The following is a 20,859-nucleotide window of genomic DNA, read 5'->3' as shown; positions in this document are numbered from 1 at the left end:
CCTTTACGGCCGCGGCGTGTCGAACAGGGTCGGGAATCGCGTGGTGAGGCCCAGATCGCCGCGGGCCTTCATGCGGCCCCGCAGGAAGAGGATCTTGGGGTTTGCGTTGCCGGTGACCATCCTCAGGAAGTCGACCGGCCCGAGGGTCAGCGTCAGACGGGGCGGGTGGGTCGGTTCCAGGGACGCCGTCAGCGTTCCCTGCCTGATGACCAGTTCCAGCGTGTCGGTGCCGCCGTCAGAACGCCCGGTCACCTTCCAGTGCACCACCGCCTCGAGTCCGCCGGCCCGGTCGGCCCGGAAGACCGCGGGCAGGTCCTGGAGGATGTCGTGCACGATCGAGGCACGGCGTGGTGACTGCATCAGCGCCAGCAGCTCGCCGTTGGAGGCGGCCTTGACCTGTCGGGCAAACTCGAGCCGGTCCTGAAGAGGGCTCATGTCGACTGGGCTCATCCGTCGAATCTCCTGTCGCGTAACGGTTTCCGGCAGTGCGGGCCACGCGGATGCCCTTGACCATGGCACCGCTGGCCACCCTCGGCCCTCTTCCCCCGTGCCGTTCGCCGGCAGCGCGACACCTGATCGGTGATCAGTGGCCGTGTGTTCCGAGCGGCGGACACCGCTGACGGATCGGCAGGGACGACAACGAGTGCCGGACGCCTGGGCGCCCGGCACTCGTGTCCCGTACGAAGGGAATACCGCCCTATCGCACTGCGATCCGTGACCGGTCGCGGACGAGCTCGGCCGCGGCGGTGAACGCGTCGGCCCCGTCCAGCTGCCAGACCCGTACGGGCCGGGTCGACAACACCGTGACCGCCCCGACGTATCCCGGTCCGGATTGCAGATCGACGATCTGTGTCGCCTCGACCAGCTCCGGACGGTTGGTGAAGCCGGCCAGTCGTACGTGCCCGTCTGGTGCCTCCAACGTCACGTTCGACATCGGGATCCGCAGCCCGTCACCGGTCGCCTTCAGCACCGACTCCTTGCGGGTCCAGCACTGGAAGAACGCCTCGAGTCGGGCCTGCCTGCCGCGAATCTCGTCGAAGAAGCCACGCTCGGCGTCACCGAACACGAATCGCAGCATGCCGTCCATGTCGACATCCGGGTTCACCTGCTCCACGTCCACCCCGACCGGCCCGTCCGCACACAGCGCGACCGCCAACAGGTCGGCGCTGTGCGACAGGGAGACGTTCGGTGTGCCACCCACCACCTCGGGGCGCCCGTGCAGCCGTCGGCAGTCCGGGCACTCCCGACGCAGCTTCACGTCGAAGGGATCGCAGCCCACCGATCCCGCCACGGCGACCTTGAGCAGAGCGGTGGCGGCCGCGAACCGTCGTCGTCCCGGAACCTGTCGGAAGGAGTCGGCGCGGGCCCGTTCCGGTTCGCTGAGCAGTTCCTCGCACCAGTCGGGAGCATCCGTCGTGTCCATCCACCACACGTGACAATCGATGGCGTCGGCCGCCCCGTCCGTCGCGACGCCCGAGACCGCGGCGCTCACGCGTCAGCCCGCCGGCGCGGCGGCGACCGTCTTCTGGCCGCGTTCGCGCCACCACTTCAGCCACCAGAACGCACCCCGACCCAGGCAGACGAGGGTGGTCGCGAAGAAGAGGGTGTACACGATGTTGAACTGCATCAGCACGCCGTACACGAGACCGACACTCATGCCGAACATGAACTGGTGAAGCGGCCTGCTCGGGGTGGTGCCGGGATCGGTCACCATGTAGTTGGTGTAGAGCAGGAACGCCACACCGGTCATCGGCACCAGCGCGGCCCACAGGGAGACGTCCCAGACCCAGTGCCGCACCAGGGCCTGGATGACGAACGTGCCGACCCAGCCCAGGATCAGCGGCACCTTCTTCGTCAGTACGGCGTTCAGCACCGTACCGGCGGTCAGCAGGACGACCGGGATGATGATCCGGAAGACATCGGGCACGTGTTCGGTGAAGTGGTAGGGCGGGGCGATGTTGACCCAGGTGAACAGGAGAAGGCACATCGTGATGCCGAAGTTCGACGGATTCATGAAGTGCCGCATCCGCCCCTTGATCGGCGCGACGAGCACCGCCTTCTGGCCGACACCGATCACCACCGCGAGGGCGATCGGCCAGAACCGGTCGTTCGCGTAGAGCAGCATGTTGACCGCGAGCGTGGTGATGTAGGCCGGTAGGAGGAAGGTGAAGACCCCCCAGGCTCCGTGTCCGGCGAAGGCGGGTGTGCTCCGGGTGGCCCAGGCCGCGATCAACGCGATCACGATCTCCAGGCCCAGGCCGATGGCCAGCGCGAAGAACGGCCAGGCCCACGGCTGCTCGAACCCGAGGACCGTGTAGCCCAGGATGTTGAAGATGCTCATGGAGATGGCGAAGTTGCGGAGCGCCAGGTAGCGCGGGTCGCGGCGGTCCACCCGTGGTGGCTTGGTGGCCTGCCGGTCCGCCGCAGCCTTCAGCGCCGGCGGCACCGACACGTCCTTGGCTGGCGACGGGAGGGTCGTGGTGCTGGAGAGATGATTCGGGCCGCGTCCGTCACTGGTCGCGACGCTGTCCGTCGCCGTCATTTCGCTGCTACCTCCTTGACCTGGTCGGTCAGCATCAGGTCGTGCCAGCCAGCGGCCAGGTCAACCGTCTGCACATGGGCGGTCCCGTTCACGTCCCGCCAGCTGATCTCGGCCGACACCGGTTGCGAGCCCTGGTCGCCGAGACCGAAGAACACATCGAAGCTCCGCTTGCCGGAGTGGCCGCCGCCACCGTCGAGCTGGGCGATCTGCCGTTTGCCGTCGGCGGTGGTCACCAGGACCTTGGCGCCGTACGCCGGGGTGCCGACCGGTCCGCCCGCGGCGCCGCTGCTGGCTGGCCGGTGGAGGCGCAGGCCCAGGTAGTCCCCACGACCGGCGCTGTCGTTGCGGTAGAAGGCCGGTGGGCCCCACTGGCGGGCGATGGCGAACTCCTGCCCGCCGTCGCCGTCGGTGTCGGCGACCGCCACACCCCGGGTCGGGATCGGCACGTCCAGGCCCAGCTCGGCGCTGACGTTCACGTAGCGGCCGCTGCCGTCGCGTACCCAGAACGCCATGGGCTCGTGCCCGGCGATGTCGTCACCCGGCTCGGCCTTGGGCCACATGTCCGGGTTCTCCAGCAACAGGTCGTTGCTCATGGCCAGTTCCTGCAACCAGTTGAACCGGTTGATGGTGCCCTTCACGAATCCGCAGGCCTGCACCACGGACAGGTGACCGCTGTTGTTGAAGTCGGCCATCTTGGAATCCCAACCCCAGCCCGTCCAGGCCATGTCGAGGTCGGCGGCCTCGTTGCGGAACGGCGCGATGCCCTTGTCCAGCTTCGCCTTCGCCCCCGCCGCGCTGCTCTCGGTGTTGATCCAGGTCAGGTTGCTCTCCTCCAGACCCCACGCGGTGGTAATGTTGCTGACGAACGCGTCGAACTGGCCGTTGCCGTTCAGGTCGCCGAACTCGATGGACATGCCCTTGAACGAGTCGTGCCCGACGACCAGGGACTTCGGCGTGAGCGCGTCCCGCTCGCCCTCCACCAGCTCGAACTTGATGTCGCCCAGTGTCGACCGGTTGTGGAACATCCGGTCCTGGCCGAAGTCGTTGGCGAGGTAGAGCTCGGGGAGCAGGTCGCCGTCCAGATCGGCCGAGCTGGCGCCCAGCGTCCAGCCGGAGGCGAAGCGCGGGTTGAGGGCCGGCTCCTCCTCGAAGGAGACGGACGTCGCGGTCGCCCCGGTAAAGCGCAGAATGTGCGCGCCACCGGCGTTGGTGGCCCGCGACATGGAGTGGTTCATCTGGACGTTGGGCTGCCCGTGCGGGTCCAGCACGCCGCTTTCCGGGAAGTAGTTGAACACTCCGATGTCGGGGTGCCCGTCTCCGTCGAAGTCCGCGACCGCCACGGCGTTGGTGTTCCACTGCTTGCCCTGGTAGGTGCCACCGGGCCCGGTCGACGGCGCGATCAGCTCGGTGGGCTGGTAACTGGCCAGGGTCAGCAGGCCCGGTTGGCCGCGGTGCAGGAACACCACCGGGGTACGACCCCAGTAGTAGACCAGCAGGTCGTTCCAGCCGTCGCCGTTGTAGTCGCCCGGGACGCAGCCCATCGGTGCGATGACGTCACTCATCGGCAGTGGGGCCGGATCCAGCACGAACGGCTGGTAGGAGTCGCCACCGACCGGGGCCGGGGTGACGATGGCCGCGTCGGAGCGCGTGTCGACCAGGCACAGGTCGTTGGCCACGCCACGACCGTCCAGGTCGTTGACGGAGATGGCGGCACCGACCGACGAGATCCACGACCGAATGTGCTTGTACCGCGGGTTGACCACCCGGACGGACTTCTGCGGCAGGTTGGCCGGCAGAGCGATCGGGACTTCCGTGAATCGGTACTGCGAGGCCAGGGCGGCCTCGTGGGCCGCGGAGATCGAGGGCCGCTGGGCCACCACGAACAGCGTGCTGGCCAGGACGAGAACAAATAGCGCTGGGGCGAGTCTGCGGACCACCGCGACTGGGCTGGATCGCATTGGATCCTCTCATCTCGACGGAATGGCGTCACCCGACGCCGAACGGCGGCAGCAATGCCTGCCGAAGAAATCCTGATTTCTGCGCTGCGGCACGTCTTCTCGTGACATGCGCAATGGTTTGGGGACGGACGCGCGAAGACCCGGCGGGCCACCATGACGGCCGAGCCGGGTCCGCGCGATCCGTGGACGAGACAATTGTTCCGAACAACCCGGCGGCTGCGGCCGCCCGGGCGTGAAGATCCGTCCTATGCGGCGTCGGTCGACCCCGGCTGGGCCGGCACCGGCTCCGGCTGGTCGTCTCTACGCAGGAACTGGCCGTTGAGGAACAGCAGTGCGTCATCTCCGGGCCGACGCCACAATGACAGCACCCGACCGACATAGATCGTGTGGTCGCCCGCCTCGTGGCGTTGCTCCAGTTCGCATTCGAGATGGGCCAGCGACCCGTCGATGAGAGGCGCACCGCTGTGGGCCCCGGGAGACCACGACACCGTGTTGAACTGGTCCCGGCCGACCGGCCGCCGCTTGTCGGCGAAGTAGCGCGCCAACTGGGCCTGGTCGGCGGCCAGGATCGACACCGCGAACGCGGGCTGCTGCTCCATGACCTCGTGCATGAGGGCGTCCCGCCCGACACAGACCAGAATCAGCGGCGGGTCGAGGGAGGCAGCGGTGAAGGAGTTGGCTGTCATGCCGTGAGCAATTTCTCCACCCACTGTCACCACGGTGACGCCGGTAGCGAAAGCGCCGAACACACGGCGTAGCGACGCCCTCTCGTGGACCACATCCTGAGCTGGTTGGAGCTTTTCCACATTCGCCTCCGCGGGCCGTCTAGGCATAGGGCTGCAGGGCCTTGGCCAGTGCCTCCGGCACGCGGGCCGGAATCGTCCGGGTGTTGGGTCCCCGCATGCAGGCGACTCGTTGACTGCCGCGGGCGACGAGGGTCTCCCCGCTCTCGTCCAACCGCACGTAGTCGAAGCCGAACTGCACCTGGGTCTGCGCCAGCTCGGTCAATCGCATGCGGATGCACAACTCGTCGAAGGCGGCGAGCTCGGCGAAGAATTCGCAGTCGACCCGGAGGGTGAACAACTTCAGATCCTGCTGAAGATCCTCGAGGACCGCCGGTGCCCGGTCCTTGAGGAACATCTCCCGGCACCGGCCCTGCCAACGCAGATAGTTGACGTAGTAGACGTTGCCGACCATGTTGGTTTCCTCGAACCCCACGGTGTGGCGGTACTCGTAGTATTTGCTCATCGCCTATTCACGCCCTCCGCTGAGAATGGCCAGGGCAACCTTGTCCTGCCCTCCGGACATCCGGGTGACAAAGGTGGCGACCCGCCGGTCACCGCACCCGAGCACGACCCAACCGATCGGTTCGGTCGTGATCAGACGCCACTCACCGGCATCGGGCAGGCAGTCCAGGGCGGCCTGGACCCGGCTTGCCGCGGCGTCGAGCGGTTCCCCGACGGCCTGGACGACCAGGTGTGCCACCTCCGCGTGTGAGCCGAGGTGATCGGCCCACTCCTGCGCGGTCCGGTGGGTCACCGGCGCGAGCGCGCAGCCGACCCGGTCCGAAGCAGCGACGGACAGGGCGAGGCCGGCCGCCGAACTGGCCGAGACGTGCCGCCCCCCGGCGACCCGAGGTTGGCCGTCCTTGCCGTAGCGGACCTTGACCGGCGCACCCAGGGCCCGACCTACCGCGACCGTGGTGGTCGACTGGGCCGGCCCGGCCGGCGCGGGTTCGACCGCGACCGCAACCGCCGACCCCAGCACGTCCTGCATCGCCCGCTCCAGGTAGCAACCGAGCAGGACCGGGTGCCAGGGTCCCGAGCCGTCCTGCTTGCGTACGGCGCGCAGCCGCAGGCCTTCCCACCGCTCGACCACGGTGCCGGCCGCGTCGCGCAACGCGATGTCGTAGACGTAGGTGTCCCCGTCCCGCGAGCGTTCGGTGGCCCGGAACCGGAGCGAGTCGGCGTCGAACATGGCCGCACCCGCCGGCACGATCCGCTCGATTCCCTGTGGCAGCAACGTCGCGTCGGGTACGCAGACCTGGTTGCCGTGCATCATCGCGTCCCGCACACCGGGATCGCCGAGCAGCAGCGTGGACGGCAGGTAGGAGGCGAACCAGTCGGTCGACGCGTCCGCCGCCACGGTGGCGTCCACCTCGCGCGCCGCGGCCAGATGGTACGTCCGCAGGCGCTGGAACCGACGGCCCTGGAACAGGACCGGGCCGTAGAGGTCGGTCGCCGGATCCAGCGGAACCTCGGGCAGACCGGGCTCGATCTGCTCGGGAGCGCCGGCCGTCGGGGTCGTCGGCGTGAAGCTCAGGCGGGCCCGGAAGTGATCGGCGTTGAAGCCGGTCTCCTCGCTGTGCAACGCGACCTCGACGGTGTCCGGGCCGGTGACGACGGCCGCGATCCGGATCCGGGTGCTCCCGTGCACCGGCACGACGATCGGCCGGAGGAACTCGGCGTTGTCGACGACCGGTGCGTTGACCGCACCGGTGACGGCCGCCGCGACCTGAGCCATGGCTTCCATGCCGAACACCGCCGGGAAGAGCTGGTTGCCGTCGAGCAGGTGATCGGCCAGGTAGAGGTCGGTGCCCGAGCTGAGCTCGACCTCGCAGATCAGCTCGACCCCGTGGTAGCGCACCAACGGTCGGTCGACGAAGCGCAGCAGTGGCAGCTCCGGCGCTTCGTAGCGCATCGTGTCGATGCCATGGGTCCGGCCGCTGATCACCACGGTGTTCGGGCTGTCCGGGTCGGCCAGCAGTCGCCGGAGCACGGCGATCCCCTGCTCCGGCGGGATGGCGCTCACCCCGTCGCGGTCGAGCTTCTCGACCACGTCCAGCCGTTCGCCCATGCCGACGCCCGACCACACCGACCACTCCAGGCAGAGCGTGCGGCAGTGCGGGTTCCGCCGGCCGAACTCGGAGGTGGCGTCGTCCAGCCACTCGTTCGCCATGGCGTAGTGGGCCTCGCCGGGCAGCCCTGCGCGGCCGATGATGCTGCCCAGGGTGACCAGCAGTCGCACCTGTTGCGGGTCGACGGCGGCCAGCACGGCACGCAGGCCACCGACCTTCGGCTCGAGCGTACGGGCGACGGTTTCCGGCTCCAGTGTGAGCAGCGATGCCGGCTCGTTGCGGCCGGCGCCGTGCAGCACCGCGGTGACCGGGCCGAGCGTTGCGGTCAGGGTGGCCACCGCACGGGTGACCGACTGGGCGTCGGTGACGTCGGCCCGTGCGTACTCGACGGTGATGCCGGCCTGCGCCATCTGCTGGAGGTTGGCCGACAGCTCGGCGTCGTGGGCCGGGTCGGATCGTCCCAGCAGTGCGAGCTTGGCCCCGCTGTCCTGGGCCATGGCCAGGGCGCACTCGGCCGTGATGCCCTTGCCGCCCCCGGTGACGAGCAGCACGTCCTGTGCCGCGAGGGCCGGGACGGATCGGGCCGGTTCGAAGGGCAGCACCCGAAGTCGCGGGGTCCGCCTGGTCCCGTCCGCGTCGTAGAACACCTCTGCGAAGGTCTCTGTCACGGCGGTCTCCGCCGTCACCCGCCCCACCGCCTGATCGGCGTCGGCCAGATGAACCACGGTGACCCGGGTCTGCGGCGACTCCAGGTGCAGCGTCTTGGCCAGTCCCGCCGCGCCCCGGCCGTGCTGGACCAGGACGAACCGCCGGTTCGACGGCCCGGCCAGGACTACCTTGGCCCCGCGCAGGGCCAGTTCGAGGTCCTGCTCGGTGCAATCCGGTGGCAGGCAGACCAGCACGCCCGCGCCCACCCCGGCCGTGGCCAGGACGGCGCTCAGATCCCGGGCGAACGGGTGACCGGCCGGCGCGAAGACCTGCCACTCACCGTTGGTGTCCTTGGCCGCCGGGGGCGGCATCGGCGTGACGTCCAGGTCGACCGACCATGGGCGGACCCAGGGCGCCGCCCCGGTGGGCGCCACCGGCGCGCCCGCGTCGAAGGGCTCGGCGTTGCGGGCCAGTACCTCGTAGGCGTCCGCGAGCTCCCGCACCGTCGAGGTGGCGAAGTTGGGCGGCGTCTGCCCGGCCGGGACCCCGAGCTGGGTCGCGACCTGGTTGACGATCTGACCGACGGTGATGGAGCTCAGGTGCAGGTCGTCGAGCAGCCGGCTGTCCGGACGCACCAGCTCCAGCGGCAGCTCGGCCCGTTCGGCGGCCAGCCGCCGCAGCAGCTCCAGGCTCGAACCCGCAGGGTCGTCGCTGACTGCCGGCCTCGGCACGTCCGCCTGGGCCTGGACCGACGGCGCCGGTCCGACCGGTTGGCTGGGAATGTCGATGTCGAGCGACGGGGCCGCCTCGCACGGGTTGGCGAAGAACGACTGCGGTGCGCCGACCTCCAACGGCTTGAGCAGCCGACCGTGGAACAGGCTCGGGTCGACCTCGGCCGCACCGACCACGAACGCCGCCCCGACCACCCGCAGCACGCCGGTCAGCGACTCGTCGTCGGTGTCCAGGGCCACCGCGCGCAGATCGGCCGCCGCGGCGAGTCCCGTGAGCACGCGACCGGGACCGACCTCGATCAAAAGGTCGACCTCCTTGCCGACCAGGGCGAGAGCCTGCTGGAACAGCACCGGATCGGTCATCTGGTTGCGCAGCAACCCGGTGAGGTCCGCGTCGGCCGGCAGCAGCTCACCGGTCACCGAGGACATCACCCGATTGGTCAGCGGCGCCCAGGCCTGGCCGTCGAGCGCCGCCCCGAACACCCCGGCCGCCTTCGCGACCAACGGCGAGTGGAACGCGTGCGACACGGGCAGCCGGCCCGCGTCGAATCCGGCGGCCCGGGCCCGGTCACAGGCCGCTTCGACGGCCTCGACCCGCCCGGCGATGACCGTCTGCTGCGGGCCGTTGTAGGCGGCGATGACGACGTCCGAACCGTCGATGATCTGGTCGACCTCCACCGCCGGAGCGCTGATCCTGGCCATCGTGCCGGTCATGCCGTGCTCACCCATGGCCTGACCTCGCTGGGCGGCGAGGCGCAGCAGCGCATCCTCGTCCAGTGCCCCGGCCCAGTGCAGGGCCGAGAGCTCGCCGAGGCTGTGGCCGAGGGCGACCGTGCCGTGCAGCCCGAGCGAAGCCAGGACCCGCAGGCCGGCGATCGAGCCGGTGACGATCCGCGGTTGCGCCACCTCGGTGGCCACGGTGTCGCGGCTGACGGGTAGGGCGGCCTTGGCGTACACCGCGTCCGCTTCCGCGAAACGGCGTCGCATCGCGCCGCCGCTGGTTCCCTGGCCGGATCCCTGACCGGGGAACAGGAAGCCGATCTGTCCGCGCTTGGCGAAGTGGCCGAGCAGCGTCCGTCCGTCGGCGCTGAAGCTGGTCGTCTCGCCGGCCTCGACCTTCTCCAGCAGGCTGCGTAGCCGGCTGACGGCGTCTGCGGGCGAGCTGGCCACCACAGCCGCACGGAAGGGTAGGTCACGCAACCGCTGGTGCAGGCTCGCGGCCAGGTCGCCGAGCTGGGCGTACGAGATCACCGGCACGAAGTCGACCAGCTCCCGCAGCCGACCCGACAGCTCGGTGACCGACGCCGCGTCGACCAGCAGCAGCTCGTGGTCCTGGATGGCCGTGGCGATGGCCCGGGTCCGGACATCGAATCCGTTACGCCGCTTGGTGTTCTCCAACACCACGTGGGTGTTGATGCCACCGAACCCCATGGCGGTCACACCGGCACGGACCGGTCCGGTGGTCGGCCACGGCTCGGCCTGACGCAGCACCCGGAGCGTCGCGTCCGGTGCGGTCAGCAGATCGTGGGGATCACCGCAGCCCAGAGCCGGCGGCAGGACCTGGTGGTGCACGGCCATCGCCGCCCTGATCAGACCGGCCACGCCGGCGGCGGCCTTGGTGTGGCCGATCATCGCCTTGACCGAGCCGACCACGGCCGGCGTCCCGGTGGCCCCGGCAGCCCGGCGTGCCTCCGACAACGCTCGCAGCTCGGTCGCGTCGCCGACCGAGGTGCCGGTGCCGTGGCCCTCGAACAGGCTCACCGTCTCCACCCCGAACCCGGCCCGCTCGTACGCACGCTGCATCGCCAGTTGGTAGCCGCTGAATTCGGGCCGGGTCATGCCACCCTTGCCGTCGGAGGACATGCCCCAGCCGGCCACGGTGGCAATCACCCGCTGGCTGCTGCGCAGGGCGTCCTCTTCGCGCATGAGGACGACCATGCCGCAGCCCTCACCGGGCCAGAAGCCGTTCGCGCCACGGTCGTAGACCTTCATCTCGCCCCGGGCCAACGCCCCCGTCTTGGCGAAACCGATCATCTCGAACGGATCGATCGACAGGTCGACCCCGCCGGCCACGGCCACGTCGACCACACCGTCGACCAGGTTGTTGCAGGCGGTCGCCAGCGCCAGCAGGGACGAGGAGCAGGCGCCGTCGACGGTGAAGCCACCGCCGTTGAGGTCGAAGTAGTTGCAGATGCGACCCGCGATCGTGTTCGACAGGCCGCCAGCGAGAGTGTCCTCGTCCACCTCGGGGAAGGGTGCCTTGTAGACGCCCTCCAACTTCGCGATGAAGGTGCCGAGCCGGTCGTCGTCCCAGCCCTCGCGCTGCAGCGCGGCGGCGACCGTACGCCGGACGAACGGCCATCGCAGCCGCATCTGACTTGCACGCGAGAACTCACCGGTGAGGCTGTTGCCGACGACAACGGCCGTGCGCTGGCGGGGCAGGCCCTCACCACCGGGGAAACCAGCGTCGGCCAGCGCCTGCGACGCGACGTCCAGAGCGAGCCAGTGGGTTAGGTCGGTAGACCGGTACGTGCTGCCCGCGACCTTGAAGGCCAGCCGGTCGAACTCGTAACCCTCGATGACCGCGGCCATCCGGGAGTAGAATTTGTCGGGTTCGTCCGGGTCGGCCGACCAGTAGTCGTCGAGGTTCATCCGCTCTGACGGGAGTTGGCGGAACGCGCGCCGCCCGGCTACCGCGTTCTCCCACAACTCGCGGGGACTGTTGGCATCGGGGTAACGGCAGGCCATGCCGACAATAGCGATCCGGGTCATTTTTGCTCCGTGGCGGTTAGTGCGTAGTGTCCGGAACGAGCAAAGGCGTCCGAGATCCGTTGGCGCCAGACCTCGAACGCCGGTACCTGGTCGTCGCCCGGAAGGTCCACCTTCGCCTCATCGGTGACCTTCTGCGCCAGCGCCACCGGCTGACCGCAGAAGATCCGGGTGGCCACCTCGTTGTGCGGGCAGATCAGGTTGGCGGTGGCACGAGCGCCGGCCGCGAAGGCGGCGCCCTGGGCCAGCTGCGGCCGGTAGTCCTTGGCGTGATCCCACAACGCGGTCAGCTCGGCCTCGGTGGCACCGCCGGCGTAGGTGGCGGCGAGCCCAATCCCGCTGTAGAGGTCGGGCCACCGACGGCGCGGAAAGCGTTCGACCAGGCCGGTCACGACGTCGACGTCGGTGCCGCCGATGAACCACAGGGCCCGGCCGATGCCCTGGTCGGTGGCGCGGGACGCGTAGTCCCTGGCGGCCGTGTCACGCCACGGCAGCGAGCTGTCCTCGTACAGGTCGTGGACGTAGCGCTCGGTGCGGAAATACGCCTGGTGGAACCCGTAGCCGTCGAGCACCAGCCATCGCAGCAACGGGTCGGGTGAGTGCAGCGTCGACCACCGGATCCGGGGCAGCCGTGCCATCGCCCATCCGACGCCGACGTACGCCATGTAGATGTGGTCGGCGCCGGCGCCGGCCAGGAAGCGTTCGACGTTGCGTCCGCCGGGGCGCAGGCCGTCGCGGACGGCGAAGGCCATGGCAGCGCCCTCGTGGGCGAAACCACGGAACCGCATGGGTACGGTCGCCAACGGCGCCTCGGCCGCAGCCGGTGTCCGTGCTTCGGCGGCAATTCCATAGCCGTCAAGGAAAGTGCCACCGACGGTCTCCAGCAGAGTGCGCGCCTCGGGGCTCTTGACGTGGAATCCGCGGACATCCATCCTGGTGGCGGATCGGTTGGGTGTCATTATCTTGCGGCGAATCACTCGAAGAGCGTTCATCGGTGGGCTACTCCTGTGCCGCTAGTTCGACATTGGGAAGCTTTATACGCCTCGCCATCTCCCTGAGCCTGGCAAGGCGTCGACAACCTGTCTTCTTTGGAATTGCCCAGGGCTCGACAGAAAAGCTTTCAGACGAGTTCAGGCGGTGGCCCGTAAGAACGAAACTGGTCCGGATGCCGTGTCGCATCCGGACCATTTTCCACAATGCGGCCGGTCGTCGTCGGTACCCCGCGGCGCGGCGGCCAGAGGACGGACCGACGCCTCAGGACCGACGGGGCTGGGGCCGGTGAATGAGCATGACCAGCAGAGCGATGACAAATCCTCCGGCGACGACGGTGAGCCCGACGCTGAGCGGATCGCTGCCGAAATGATCGTGGCCGCCCGTGGCCGGCGGTGCCGCGTCGGCGGGCGCCGCCGCCGGGGACGCGAGCGACGAGGAGACCCGGAACCGGTTGGTGCCGGTGAAGGTGCGGCCATTCTCGAGAACCACGTGATAGGCCAGCACGTAGTCGCCGTCGGCCTGGATGGTCACCGGCTTGTTGATCGCCGTACCGTCCACCACGGGCGCACCCGAGGACACCAGGTGGCCGCTGCCGTCCGAGACCCCGATGTGGATCTGCTCGGGCCGCACGGCCGCGTCGAAGGTGAGTGACACCTGGCGGGGCGGCTCGCGCAGGGCCGCGCCGTTGGCCGGGAAGACCGGCCCCAGGGCGACCTCCCGGCCACCGGCGAATATCAACACGCCGATCGCGACGACGACAACCGCCCCGGCTGCCGCGACCAGCCGTCCCCACCGGGTGGGTCGGGTCATGACCGTCAGACCTTGACCAGCTCGCGGGCACACGTGCAGGCGGTCAACTCCCGCTCGGCATCCTTGGGTCGCAGGTGGAAGTACATGGCGACCACCATCGGGATGAAGACGACGGTGTTGTAGAACAGGTGCAGCTCCACGCGGGGATAGAAGTGCTGCAGGATGCTGGTCGGCACCGCGGCGCCGAACAGGAAGTGGTGCGTCTGCGCCTGGATCAGCAGCAGCAGGTGCTCGATGTGGTGCCAGAACTGGATGGCCAGCGCCACGGTCCACCAGGTCCTGGCGCGGCCGGCGAACCCGTCGCGCAAGGCGAACAGGCCGACCAGCATGACGATCGCGTAGGCGTAGTGCAGGATCTCCGACGAGACCAGCCATGGGTAGAACTGGCCGAGAACGCCCCGCGCCTGCGGTCGTGGCTGGTTGAAGGCCCAGATCTGAGCAGCCTGCACCAGGTGCTCGGCCCAGTGGGCCAGCACAATGAACATGAACACACCGAGAACAAGTCGATGCCCGGCCCCGTTGGCCCAGCTGACTGAGCGCTGGCTGTTTCTCGTGATCGTGACCACAAGCCCCTCCGCACCATTTTGAAGGCACCCGACGGCGCCGATTCCACGATGGGATCGTACCGGGCGTGGCCCATCTCGTACATTGCTGAGTTGGGGGCGGCAAGGACCGTCGCATTGTCCATCATAAGTCTCATTGGTGCGTCATCGACCAGCTTACGCAGCCTGCACCCGCACCCTCGATCGCAGGGCACGCAAGACTGGACCGAGTGTGCATAATCGCCACATAGCCCGCCATCGCGTACGCTCCGCGGCTGGATGTTCTTCCAGATTGCGGGCCTGCATTCAGGAGGAGCAATCTGGAACAGCCGAGCCGCCGAATTCACCCAGACAATGACCCGCATGACTCTCTACGGTCGCGAACAGATAATCACCACGCCGCCGGGCAGCAGGCCCGCTCACCAGGGCCGGATCATCGTCGGCAGCGTCGTGGCCGGCGTGCTCCTGGCCATCCTCTGGTCGTTCGAGCTGGTCGACCACGTCATCGGCGACACCGTCGCCAACACCCTGCTCGGCCACGACGCCAAGGCCACCGCCATCGGCGGCACCCTGGCCGGTCTCGCGTTCGCGTTCGTCTCCGGCCTGGCCGGGACCTTCACCGCCTGCAACATCGCCATGGCGGCGTCCATCGGACCGATGAGCCAGGCCAGTGCGGGCTCCTCCACCCGCCGGGGCCTGCGCACCATGCTGAAGCCGGTCGGGTGGCTGACCCTCGGCATGGTGACGGTCTCCGGGGTCTACGGCTTCGTCGGAGTGCTCATCGGTGACCGGCTGCCCCAGCTGTCGACCGCAGCGGCCGGCGGCATACCCGTACGCCTCTGGCAGTCGATGGTGGTCTTCGGGCTCGTGGGTCTGGTCTTCGTCTATCTCGGGCTCACCGCTCTCGGAGTCCTGCCCGACCCGTTCGCCCGACGCCCGGTCGCCCGCGTGGTCACCCTCGGCGCGCTCGTCGGCGCCTTCCTCATCGGGCGCCCGTATCCGTTGTTCAACAAGCTGTTCCACTGGGCCGTCGACAGTGGCAACCCGCTGTACGGCGCCGGGGCCTTCATCCTTCAGTCACTGGGCAACATCGTCATCGTGACGGCCCTGTTCGGTTTGGTCGTGCTGCTCAGCCGAGGACGTGCCATCGACTGGCTGTCCAGCAGTCCGGCCCGTACCGTCGCGGTGACGGGCGCACTGCTGATCGCCCTGGGAGTCTTCACGTTCGTCTACTGGGACGTCCGGCTGCCCGCGATGTTCGGCCACGGATGGTTTCCCACGATGCCGTACAACCGCTGACACGGTGACCGCGAGCCGGCGGAGCGTCGCGGGTGACGACTACGAGTTGGGCATGTGGACGACCCGGAGAAAACCGGGCAGCAGCCACGGCCGGGGCCCGCCGATGATCACGTCGCGGTGCAGCACCGCCGAGAGCATTCCGATGCGCCCGAACAGCATGAGGTTGAAACGCGCGGGGCGGTAGGTGATGCGCGCGTCCGGTGCGGTGCCAGGCGGAGCGACGGTCAGGCGGCCGTTTTCCAGGACGGTCGTCGTCTGCGCCGTGTACGCCGAACGGAACGCCACCGCGATTCGACCTGCGGGCTGTCGCGCACCGGTGTCGATGAGGACGCCGTGGTCGTGCCGCACCATGTCGAGGAAGAACAGGTCGAAGAACAGTGCCGCGTCGGCCTGCGGCATGGGCCACGGCTGGCCGGTCGCCCGGGCGATGTCCCAGCCGTGGATGAAGAGCTCGTTCGTCAGATGGGCGAGCAGACCCGCGACGGTGACCGACGCACCGCCCAGCCAGCGCACGGTGCTGCCCGGATCGCTCTGCGCAGTGGCACGGAGCAGGTGGTCGACGGCGGCCGACAGCTCTCGGCACAACACGTCGGCGTCACGCTCGGTCAGGTGGCGTAGGACGAGCACGTTGAGTGACGACACGGTGTCCACGGTCGTCCGTTGCAGGGCGCTGTCGAGGCCGGGCACCGGCACGGAATCGGCGTCCGGGTCGACCAGCGAGACGTAGAGCATCGCGATGGACATCACGTGCACGGTCGAATCCGACACGGTCCATTCCTTGGTGGCCATGGTTCGCGTCGGCGTCGCGCATGATCTGACCAGCGCGGTGAAGCGCTGGGTCGCCTGGTGCACGGCGACTCGGACATCGGGCCAGCGATCACGGGCGTTCTTCGTCACCGCCCCACTCTCACATCGGATCGCGCGGCGGCGGATCCTCCAGCGTGCGCAGTTCCGGCATCTGTGGAACGGGACGAGACGGACCCATGGGGCGCGTCCGTCCCGGTCGGCAACGCACGAGGTGGACGCTTCCGCAGGCGGTGCGAGGCTGGCGGCATGACCGAGTTCGACGCCGACGCCGGCCGACGAGGGTCCGCACCGACACCCGTAGTCGGCACCCCCGCCGACAACGACCCCACGGCGGGGGCCTGATCCAGCGCCGCCGCTACGCCGGACGACCCGGTGTGGCGGCGGTGCTTCCCACCGGCACCGACCCAGGCACCGCCTGACGCAGAGACGGGATCGGCATGACCACACTGTTCGCGCATGCGACGCGCCGAATCGGTCACTCGCATTTCCGGTACGTGCGCCCCGTGCCGATCGCCGCGGCCACCGGTCTCGTGGACACGGTGTACCGGCGGATCGAGGCGGAGTTCGGCATGCTCGCCCCTCCGCTGACCCTGCACGCTCCCGCACCGCCGGTGTTGGCGGCCAGCTGGTCGATCCTGCGTGAGGTGATGGTGGCTCCCGGGCTGGTCAGCCGCCCGGAGAAGGAGGCGGTCGCGGCGGCGGTATCGCTCGCCAACAACTGTCCCTACTGCGCCGAGGTGCACGGCACGACGCTACGAGGGCTGGTACGCGGGAAGGATCCCGAGGCGATCGCCGCGGGCCGCATCGCGGACGTGGCGGACGACCGGTTGCGGGCGCTCGCCGGCTGGGCGGCCGCCTCCGCCGAAGCTGCCGGCCCAGCCCCCTTCCCCCGGGCACAAGCACCGGAGCTGGTCGGCACGGTCCTGACCTTCCACTACATCAATCGCATGGTCAACGTCTTCCTGCAGGAGTCACCTCTGCCACCGGTCCGGGGCTTCGCACGGGAGGTGGTGCGGCGGGGTGCCGCCCGGGTGATGCGGCGCCTGGCTTCCTCCACTCCCCGGTCCGCACACGACACCGATGACCTCCTCCCCGCCGCGGAACTGCCCGACGACCTGCGTTGGGCCGCAGGTCGCCCCACCATCGCCAACGCCCTGGCCCGCGCCGCCAGGGCCATCGACGAGGGCGGCGAGCGGCGGCTCACTGCCGCGGCGCGCGAGCTCGTCCGGGCGGCTCTGCGAGAGCCCGGCCGCGACCCGGGAACAGCCCCGTGGCTTCGGGAGCGACTCGCCACGCTGCCCGAGCGCGACCGCCCGACCGCCCGCCTCGCCCTGCTCACCGCCGTCTCGTCCTACCGGGTCACCGACACCGTCATCGCCGACGTACGTGGCACCGGCACGGACGACGCGGCGCTGATCGAGATCACGTCGTGGGCGAGCATGACCGCAGCCCGCCACATCGCTGCACTTCAGAACATCGGAGACGACTCCAGCGGTCACCACGGGGGGTGAGGCCCGCGACCTCGCTCGCCAGGTCGACCGGGCGCATCGGCTCCGCCACGCCCGGTCTCGCCGACGTCTACTCCGAGGCTGCTTGAAAAGAAGTTTCCGGGATGGTGTCGTATCAAGGTGCGCCCGTTCGTGGAACTAACGTACGGCGGCCTGCCGGGCCGCCGGACACGAGGAGTCGGGAGAGGCCCTCGTCCGGGCATTGAGAGGAGACGACCTTGACGGAATATCTGATCGCCTTCAACGACGAGTGGGTGGGTCGGCACACGGCGAAGGAGATGGGCAAGAAGGGCGTGGCCGTCCTGGCCGTGATCGAGGAGATGCGGTCCCATGGTGTCCTGATCTCCAGCAACGGCGGGCTCGACGAGTCCACCGTGGTGTGCAGCGTCGAGTCGGTCAACGGTGAGCCCGTCTTCAGTGACGGCCCGTACGTCGAGACCAAGGAGCACCTCGGCGGCTTCGCCGTCGTCGACGTCGCCGACGACGCGGCGGCGCGGCACTGGGCCGGAAAACTGGCGACCGCGCTCGAGTGGCCGCAGGAGGTGCACCGGTTCCCCAATCCCGGGCAGAACCGGTTCAGCAGTTCTGGAGACAAGTGAGCCTGGTGCCCAGGTACCTGCTGTCCGTCTACGGACCGGCAGAGCGCACCGAGCTCGGCACCAGCACCTCCGGAAAGGCCATGCCGCAGGCGACCGCCGACGTCGGCGCCTTCACCGAGAGGCTCCGCCGGGACGGTCACTTCGTCTTCGCCGACGGCCTGGAGCCCGTGACGACCGCCACCACCGTCGACGGCCAGGGTGAGAGGCCGGTCCTCACCGACGGGCCCTACCTGGTGACGGAGGAGCAACTCGACGGCTTCTGGGTCGTCGAGGCGGCCGACCTCGACGTGGCCCTGGTGCTTGCCGCCGAGGGGTCGAGAGCGTGCGGCGGTGCGGTCGAGGTGCGTCCCTTCCGTACCGAGGGATCCGAGGGGACACTGCTGCAGCCGTGACTGGCCCCACCACTGTCGCGCAGGCGATCACCGGTGCCCACCGCGAGGAGTGGGCACCGGTGGTCGCCAGCCTCGCGCGCCGTTTCGGTGACCTCGACGTCGCCGAGGAGGCCGCGGCCGAGGCGTTCGCAGCGGCTGCGGAGCGATGGCCGCGCGAGGGCGTACCGCCGAACCCCGGCGGTTGGCTCGCCACCACCGCGACCCGCAAGGCGATCGACAGGCTCCGTCGCGAAACGCAGCGCGACGCCAAGCACCAGGAGGCCTTGATCGTGTACGACGACACCCCTCCTGAGCCGACCGGCCCGGTCGAGGACGACCGACTCAGGCTGATCTTCACCTGTTGCCACCCCGCGCTCGCGAAGGAGGCCCGGGTGGCGCTCACCCTGCGTCTGCTCGGTGGTCTCACCGTCGCCGAGATCGCGCGCGCCTTCCTGGTGCAGGAAACGACGATGGCGCGACGGATCACCCGCGCCAAGACAAAGATCAAAGCGGCACATATCCCCTACCGGGTGCCCTGGGCCGCCGACATCCGTGAGCGGCTGGCCGGTGTGCTCGCGGTCGTCTACCTCATCTTCAACGAGGGCTATCTCGCCAGCGAGGGCGACGACCCGGTGCGCGTCGACCTCAGCGACGAGGCGATCCGCCTCGGTCGTCTGCTCCGTACCCTGCTCCCGGACGACGGCGAGGTGGCCGGGCTGCTCGCCCTGATGCTCCTCACCGACGCCCGTCGGCCGGCGCGGGTGTCCCGCACCGGGGAGCTGGTGACCCTCGACGAGCAGGACCGCGGCGCATGGAACCCGGCCCTCATCGCCGAGGGCAACGCCCTGATCCGCGAACGGGTCGAGGCGACGGCGACCGCAGGTGAGCCACCCGGGCGCTACCAGCTGCAGGCCGCCATCAACGCGGTCCACACGGATGCCCCCTCGACCCGGGACACCGACTGGTCCACGGTGGTGGCCCTCTACGGGCGCCTGATGCTGCTCGACCCCTCCCCGATCGTGCGGCTCAACCGGGCGGTCGCGGTCGCCGAAGTCGACGGCCCCGCGGTCGGGCTGGCCGAGATCGACCGGCTCGCCGATGTTCTCGACGGCTACCACGCCTTCCACGCCGCGCGCGCCGACCTGCTGCGGCGAGCCCGACGCGGCGGCGAGTCGCGGGCTGCCTACGACCGAGCCATCGGTCTCACGGGCAACTCCGCAGAGCGGGCGTACCTCACCCGCCGCCGCGACCAGCTCACCAGCTGACCCACCGGCCGCGCCGGCCTCTCGTGGCACCGCTCGGGGCGATCCGTGCGCTCACAACCTGCCTCCTCCACCGGTGTCCGCTGCCGGCCCGGTCCACCTGGCACCGGCTCCCGACGACGACCACAGCGGTCTCCTCGCGGGGTGATGTCCCCGGCCTTGGTCATCCGTCCGGTCGGCGTGACACAAAGGGCACGATCGATGAAGCGGAACCAGCGGTCGGTATGGGATCGTCGCTGCGCGGCGTCAGACCACACCGTCCCGCACGGCCTGTCACGTACGGCAGAGGCGTGGCCCGGCCGGGCCACAGTTCATGACTGGAGGCAGAAAACCATGGCACACATCGATCTCGGTGTCGACGAGAAGCAGTTTCCCGGCGTCACGGGTCCGATGCAGTACCGTCCGGAGACGGCGAAGCCGCTCAACGAGCTGGCCGAGGTGCTGTTGCGCGCGCCGCACTCGCTCCCGGCCGGGGAGCGGGAGCTGATCGCCGCGTACGTGTCGGGGCGCAACGAGTGCACCTTCTGCTGCGCGTCGCACTCGGCGTTCGCTGCGGCGCAGCTCGACGAGGGCATGGACCTCGTCGACCAGGTACGCGCGGACCTCGACACCGCGCCGATCTCGGCGAAGCTGCGGGCACTGCTGCGCATCGCCGGCGCGGTACAGATCAGCGGCCGCAACGTCACCGCCGAGCTTGTCGCCGACGCCCGCACGGAGGGCGCCACCGACCTGGAGATCCACGACACCGTCCTGATCGCCGCCGCGTTCTGCATGTTCAACCGGTACGTCGACGGTCTCGGCACGTTCGCGCCCGAGGGCCAGGACGCCTACGCCGAAACCACCCGTCGGATCATCGACGTCGGCTACGGGTCGGCGGCCAGAACTCCGGCAGCCTGAGCACAGCCGAGGGTGATCCCAGCTCGGTACCTCTGCGACGGTTGATGGAGAAGGCCTGGCCAGGCCATCAGCCGCGCCCCTGGAGGGACCGATGGATGACCCACGCCGGCTGCTCGACGCCGCCGAGCAGCTCCGCACCGACATGGTCGACCGGCTGAGCACGCTCGTCTCATGCGAGTCGGCACCGGGCTCGTTGCCTGTACGGTGCCAATACCTGTCGCACCTGCTGTGAGCTGGGGCTTCGCGGGAATGAGGCACCTTCGTGG

General features: G+C 69.5%; 18 protein-coding genes. 7 read left to right on the top strand and 11 right to left on the bottom strand.

Annotated features, from left to right (window positions below; all coding sequences use genetic code 11):
- Nucleotides 1–3 precede the first annotated feature (3 nt).
- From OG811_RS23070 to OG811_RS23025, 10 genes are all read right to left on the bottom strand, one after another.
- Nucleotides 4–360, bottom strand: a complete 357-nt coding sequence (locus OG811_RS23070; protein ID WP_406075874.1) for an SCP2 sterol-binding domain-containing protein — start codon at nucleotides 358–360, stop codon at nucleotides 4–6.
- Between the two features lie 337 nt (nucleotides 361–697).
- Nucleotides 698–1,423, bottom strand: a complete 726-nt coding sequence (locus OG811_RS23065; RefSeq protein ID WP_406068593.1) for a 4'-phosphopantetheinyl transferase family protein — start codon at nucleotides 1,421–1,423, stop codon at nucleotides 698–700.
- 72 nt (nucleotides 1,424–1,495) lie between these two features.
- On the bottom strand, nucleotides 1,496–2,341 hold the full coding sequence (locus tag OG811_RS23060) for an enediyne biosynthesis protein (RefSeq protein WP_406075872.1): 846 nt from the start codon (nucleotides 2,339–2,341) through the stop codon (nucleotides 1,496–1,498).
- A gap of 197 nt (nucleotides 2,342–2,538) precedes the next feature.
- Nucleotides 2,539–4,500 (bottom strand): CRTAC1 family protein, encoded by a 1,962-nt coding sequence (locus tag OG811_RS23055; RefSeq protein WP_406068591.1) that lies wholly within the window; start codon nucleotides 4,498–4,500, stop codon nucleotides 2,539–2,541.
- 245 nt (nucleotides 4,501–4,745) lie between these two features.
- Nucleotides 4,746–5,333, bottom strand: coding sequence for a flavin reductase family protein (locus tag OG811_RS23050; RefSeq protein ID WP_406068589.1), 588 nt, complete (start codon nucleotides 5,331–5,333; stop codon nucleotides 4,746–4,748).
- A complete protein-coding gene (locus OG811_RS23045) occupies nucleotides 5,326–5,748 on the bottom strand; it encodes an acyl-CoA thioesterase (protein WP_347662430.1) in 423 nt (140 codons plus the stop codon). Before OG811_RS23045 ends, OG811_RS23050 begins: the two co-directional genes overlap by 8 nt.
- A 3-nt stretch (nucleotides 5,749–5,751) precedes the next feature.
- Complete coding sequence (locus OG811_RS23040) at nucleotides 5,752–11,508, bottom strand: type I polyketide synthase (RefSeq protein ID WP_406068587.1); 5,757 nt, start codon at nucleotides 11,506–11,508, stop codon at nucleotides 5,752–5,754.
- Nucleotides 11,505–12,497: a DUF1702 family protein gene (locus tag OG811_RS23035; RefSeq protein ID WP_406068585.1), complete on the bottom strand. Its 993-nt coding sequence runs from the start codon at nucleotides 12,495–12,497 to the stop codon at nucleotides 11,505–11,507. The genes OG811_RS23040 and OG811_RS23035 overlap by 4 nt, the downstream gene beginning before the upstream one ends.
- Before the next feature lie 262 nt (nucleotides 12,498–12,759).
- Nucleotides 12,760–13,308: a copper resistance CopC family protein gene (locus OG811_RS23030; RefSeq protein WP_406068584.1), complete on the bottom strand. Its 549-nt coding sequence runs from the start codon at nucleotides 13,306–13,308 to the stop codon at nucleotides 12,760–12,762.
- Nucleotides 13,309–13,313: 5 nt separating this feature from the next.
- Nucleotides 13,314–13,793 (bottom strand): hypothetical protein, encoded by a 480-nt coding sequence (locus tag OG811_RS23025; RefSeq protein WP_244236103.1) that lies wholly within the window; start codon nucleotides 13,791–13,793, stop codon nucleotides 13,314–13,316.
- 420 nt (nucleotides 13,794–14,213) lie between these two features.
- Between OG811_RS23025 and OG811_RS23020 the strand changes: the two genes are divergently transcribed.
- Nucleotides 14,214–15,149 (top strand): hypothetical protein, encoded by a 936-nt coding sequence (locus OG811_RS23020; protein WP_406068582.1) that lies wholly within the window; start codon nucleotides 14,214–14,216, stop codon nucleotides 15,147–15,149.
- 39 nt (nucleotides 15,150–15,188) lie between these two features.
- Here OG811_RS23020 and OG811_RS23015 read toward each other — a convergent pair whose 3' ends face one another.
- Nucleotides 15,189–16,046, bottom strand: a complete 858-nt coding sequence (locus OG811_RS23015; protein ID WP_406068580.1) for a maleylpyruvate isomerase N-terminal domain-containing protein — start codon at nucleotides 16,044–16,046, stop codon at nucleotides 15,189–15,191.
- A gap of 347 nt (nucleotides 16,047–16,393) precedes the next feature.
- On the opposite strand from OG811_RS23015, the gene OG811_RS23010 reads away from it, so the two are divergent.
- The 6 genes from OG811_RS23010 (at nucleotide 16,394) to OG811_RS22985 (ending at nucleotide 20,825) form a co-directional block, all read left to right on the top strand.
- Nucleotides 16,394–17,467, top strand: coding sequence for a carboxymuconolactone decarboxylase family protein (locus OG811_RS23010; protein ID WP_406068579.1), 1,074 nt, complete (start codon nucleotides 16,394–16,396; stop codon nucleotides 17,465–17,467).
- Nucleotides 17,468–17,682: 215 nt separating this feature from the next.
- Nucleotides 17,683–18,063, top strand: a complete 381-nt coding sequence (locus OG811_RS23005) for a YciI family protein (protein ID WP_406068578.1) — start codon at nucleotides 17,683–17,685, stop codon at nucleotides 18,061–18,063.
- Between the two features lie 5 nt (nucleotides 18,064–18,068).
- Nucleotides 18,069–18,455, top strand: coding sequence for a YciI family protein (locus OG811_RS23000; protein WP_406068577.1), 387 nt, complete (start codon nucleotides 18,069–18,071; stop codon nucleotides 18,453–18,455).
- On the top strand, nucleotides 18,452–19,699 hold the full coding sequence (locus OG811_RS22995; RefSeq protein ID WP_406068576.1) for an RNA polymerase sigma factor: 1,248 nt from the start codon (nucleotides 18,452–18,454) through the stop codon (nucleotides 19,697–19,699). The genes OG811_RS23000 and OG811_RS22995 overlap by 4 nt, the downstream gene beginning before the upstream one ends.
- Nucleotides 19,700–20,029: 330 nt before the next feature.
- On the top strand, nucleotides 20,030–20,593 hold the full coding sequence (locus OG811_RS22990) for a carboxymuconolactone decarboxylase family protein (RefSeq protein WP_406068574.1): 564 nt from the start codon (nucleotides 20,030–20,032) through the stop codon (nucleotides 20,591–20,593).
- A 91-nt stretch (nucleotides 20,594–20,684) separates the two neighbouring features.
- Nucleotides 20,685–20,825 carry a hypothetical protein gene (locus tag OG811_RS22985; RefSeq protein ID WP_406068572.1) on the top strand — a complete coding sequence of 47 codons (141 nt, stop codon included), beginning with the start codon at nucleotides 20,685–20,687 and terminating at the stop codon, nucleotides 20,823–20,825.
- Nucleotides 20,826–20,859: the final 34 nt, after the last annotated feature.

It is taken from the genome of Micromonospora sp. NBC_01638 (genome assembly GCF_045209745.1).
GTDB lineage: Bacteria > Actinomycetota > Actinomycetes > Mycobacteriales > Micromonosporaceae > Micromonospora.
The sequence above is the reverse complement of the archived record's forward strand: the minus strand, read 5'-3'. Positions and strand labels throughout refer to the sequence as shown.

Bases quoted from the DNA above. Each gene is read 5' to 3' on its own strand.
- OG811_RS22990 (WP_406068574.1), top strand. From the start codon at position 20,030: ATGGCACACATCGATCTCGGTGTCGACGAGAAGCAGTTTCCCGGCGTC.
- OG811_RS23070 (WP_406075874.1), bottom strand. From the start codon at position 360: ATGCAGTCACCACGCCGTGCCTCGATCGTGCACGACATCCTCCAGGAC.
- OG811_RS23055 (WP_406068591.1), bottom strand. From the start codon at position 4,500: ATGCGATCCAGCCCAGTCGCGGTGGTCCGCAGACTCGCCCCAGCGCTA.
- OG811_RS23060 (WP_406075872.1), bottom strand. From the start codon at position 2,341: ATGAGCATCTTCAACATCCTGGGCTACACGGTCCTCGGGTTCGAGCAG.
- OG811_RS23010 (WP_406068579.1), top strand. From the start codon at position 16,394: ATGACCACACTGTTCGCGCATGCGACGCGCCGAATCGGTCACTCGCAT.
- OG811_RS23025 (WP_244236103.1), bottom strand. From the start codon at position 13,793: ATGTTCATTGTGCTGGCCCACTGGGCCGAGCACCTGGTGCAGGCTGCT.
- OG811_RS23030 (WP_406068584.1), bottom strand. From the start codon at position 13,308: ATGACCCGACCCACCCGGTGGGGACGGCTGGTCGCGGCAGCCGGGGCG.
- OG811_RS23045 (WP_347662430.1), bottom strand. From the start codon at position 5,748: ATGAGCAAATACTACGAGTACCGCCACACCGTGGGGTTCGAGGAAACC.
- OG811_RS23040 (WP_406068587.1), bottom strand. From the start codon at position 11,508: ATGACCCGGATCGCTATTGTCGGCATGGCCTGCCGTTACCCCGATGCC.
- OG811_RS23035 (WP_406068585.1), bottom strand. From the start codon at position 12,497: ATGAACGCTCTTCGAGTGATTCGCCGCAAGATAATGACACCCAACCGA.
- OG811_RS23065 (WP_406068593.1), bottom strand. From the start codon at position 1,423: ATGGACACGACGGATGCTCCCGACTGGTGCGAGGAACTGCTCAGCGAA.
- OG811_RS23020 (WP_406068582.1), top strand. From the start codon at position 14,214: ATGACTCTCTACGGTCGCGAACAGATAATCACCACGCCGCCGGGCAGC.
- OG811_RS22985 (WP_406068572.1), top strand. From the start codon at position 20,685: ATGGATGACCCACGCCGGCTGCTCGACGCCGCCGAGCAGCTCCGCACC.
- OG811_RS23050 (WP_406068589.1), bottom strand. From the start codon at position 5,333: ATGCCTAGACGGCCCGCGGAGGCGAATGTGGAAAAGCTCCAACCAGCT.